4 protein-coding genes are annotated in these 2432 nt (G+C 46.9%); all 4 read left to right on the top strand.

Going from position 1 to position 2432, the window contains the following annotated elements:
- The coding region (locus NZ772_17345) for a hypothetical protein (protein ID MCS6815322.1) at positions 1-701 on the top strand (701 nt) is incomplete at its 5' end.
- Between the two features lie 278 nt (positions 702-979).
- Complete coding sequence (gene rpsL / locus NZ772_17340; protein ID MCS6815321.1) at positions 980-1366, top strand: 30S ribosomal protein S12; 387 nt, start codon at positions 980-982, stop codon at positions 1364-1366.
- A 218-nt stretch (positions 1367-1584) separates the two neighbouring features.
- On the top strand, positions 1585-2055 hold the full coding sequence (rpsG, locus tag NZ772_17335; GenBank protein ID MCS6815320.1) for a 30S ribosomal protein S7: 471 nt from the start codon (positions 1585-1587) through the stop codon (positions 2053-2055).
- Between the two features lie 87 nt (positions 2056-2142).
- A partial coding sequence (locus NZ772_17330) for a GTP-binding protein (GenBank protein MCS6815319.1) occupies positions 2143-2432 on the top strand: 290 nt, incomplete at its 3' end.

Genomic DNA, 2432 nt, shown 5'->3' with positions numbered 1-2432 from the left:
AAACACGACTTGCTTGCGATCGGCCCTATCCTAACTATCTTGCCGACTACATTGAGTGTGAACTAACCCAAGCAGATGAAACTGGGTCAGCTGTGACGACTAAAATAGTTGGACTACAAGCTGCTAAAGTTGCGCCAGCAGCTACCAAGCCTAGTGATATACCGTACCCCACCTGCCAAGTTGTCTTATTGAACCATGCTGGCGAACAGGTCGTGCCTTTGTCTGAAAACTTTACAACTATAAATAGCCAGTGTACTCAAGCTAAGAAACTAGAGCAACGCATCAACTACTTTGTGCAGGATCATAATGTGCGTTTTCTAACTTTAGAAGAAGACAATCGTCACGATCCAGTCTTGACATGGTGGGTCGCTGCCTCAGTTTGGGGTGCAACTGTTCTTTTGATAGCTCTGTTGCCCACCGCACTGACAAGAGTTGATCGCTGGGAGTTTGATCGGTTGACCCATGAAATGACATTGACTCGGCGCTGGCTTTGGCAAGCTCAGGTCTCGCGCCACCCCTTTCAAACGATTAGCGACGTGCGCATCGTTGAAGAGTACGATCGCTGGCAGCGTCCACGCTATTCACTTCAACTCCACTTGCGAGGTATATCGCCTTTAATCCTCCTTCACCCAGATTACGGGCCTCTTCACCGCGATCGGTGTTACTACCTCTGTGAACAGATTCAACAGGCCATTGCTTAGAGCTGTCCTACGAGACCTGATAACTTGTACTCAACAACTCATACCTAATAACTCGTAAGGTCAAATCCATTGAGTAGCTACCGTAGGCTGATATGCTGATGTTTTGTGCCACGTCCTGAGTTATTGATGAGTCATTAATTCTGGAAATTCTAGCAAGAGCCAACCTTCAAACTCAAATTGATGAACTGGATGTTGACGTAACAGCTATGAAGTCGGTATGATGGTAAACCGTTGAAAGTTTAAAGGTTCCATCCGTCGGAGCTTGTTTCAGGAAACGCATGACCACTATTCAGCAGTTAATTCGTAACCAACGTCAGCAATATCTGAAGAAAACAAAGTCCCCGGCTTTGAAGAGTTGTCCTCAGAGGCGAGGAGTTTGTACTCGTGTTTACACAACCACTCCCAAGAAGCCAAATTCGGCTCTGCGGAAGGTTGCTAGGGTGCGATTGACATCAGGATTTGAAGTAACTGCTTACATTCCAGGAATTGGACATAATCTCCAAGAGCACTCAGTTGTGATGATCCGGGGTGGCCGTGTTAAAGATTTACCCGGTGTCAGGTATCACATCATTCGTGGCACACTTGACACATCAGGTGTGAAGGATCGTAAGCAAGGTCGTTCAAAGTATGGTGCAAAGCGACCGAAGGCTGATGCGAAGAAGTAGACTTCAGTGAGGTTTAGGCAACTACTGAGTAATACTTAAGGCAATTAGCATCATCACAGCAACTACTCTGGTTACAGCAGCAAGGTTGCCCGTTCTAGTGGATGTGTTTGCAAGAGATATGGTGAGTACGAATTCAATATCTCAACATTCAAATTTCTAACCTGTTTGCTCACGTGCGATCATTTACATCCCTTTCATTTTAGAGACACTAGGTTATTATGTCCCGTCGTACTACTGCCCAAAAACGGCCTTTACCCCCTGATCCGGTTTACAACAGTTGCTTAGTCAATATGTTGATGCGGCGGATTATGAAAAACGGCAAGAAGTCCATTGCCTCTAGAATTGTTTATGATGCCATGAGAACCATTGAAGAGCGCACTGGCACCGAGCCGCTTTCCTTGTTTGAAAAGGCTGTTCGCAATGCAACACCGCTAGTAGAAGTTAAAGCACGTCGTGTTGGCGGTGCTACCTATCAGGTGCCGATGGAAGTTCGTAGTGATCGCGGTACGGCTCTCGCGCTACGCTGGATTATTCAGTACGCACGCCAGCGAACAGGAAAAAACATGGCTAGTAAATTGGCCAACGAGCTAATGGATGCAGCTAACGAAACAGGTGGCGCTATTCGTAAGCGTGAAGAAACCCACAAGATGGCAGAGGCGAACAAGGCATTTGCCCACTATCGTTACTGATTTCTTGCATGGTCAGGTCACAGAAAGTATAGAATCTTAACAGAAGATTTAGAGAACTATTGGCAGCAGAGATCGAAGGAGGTAGCTGTGGTACGCACCGTTCCCCTGGAAAGGGTACGTAATATTGGAATCGCCGCGCACATTGACGCTGGTAAGACAACAACGACAGAGCGTATTTTGTTCTATTCCGGTGTTGTTCACAAAATGGGTGAGGTGCACGAAGGTACAGCTGTAACAGATTGGATGGCGCAAGAGCGGGAACGTGGTATTACCATTACGGCTGCTGCCATTAGCACAGCGTGGACTCATCGCGATCCAGAAAATCCCAATCAGCCTCAGCCTGGTGCACTTGAGCACAAGATCAACATCATCGATAC

It is taken from the genome of Cyanobacteriota bacterium (genome assembly GCA_025054735.1).
Classification (GTDB): domain Bacteria; phylum Cyanobacteriota; class Cyanobacteriia; order SKYG9; family SKYG9; genus SKYG9.
Note: the sequence above shows the minus strand (reverse complement) of the source record. Positions and strands in the feature narration are given on the sequence as shown.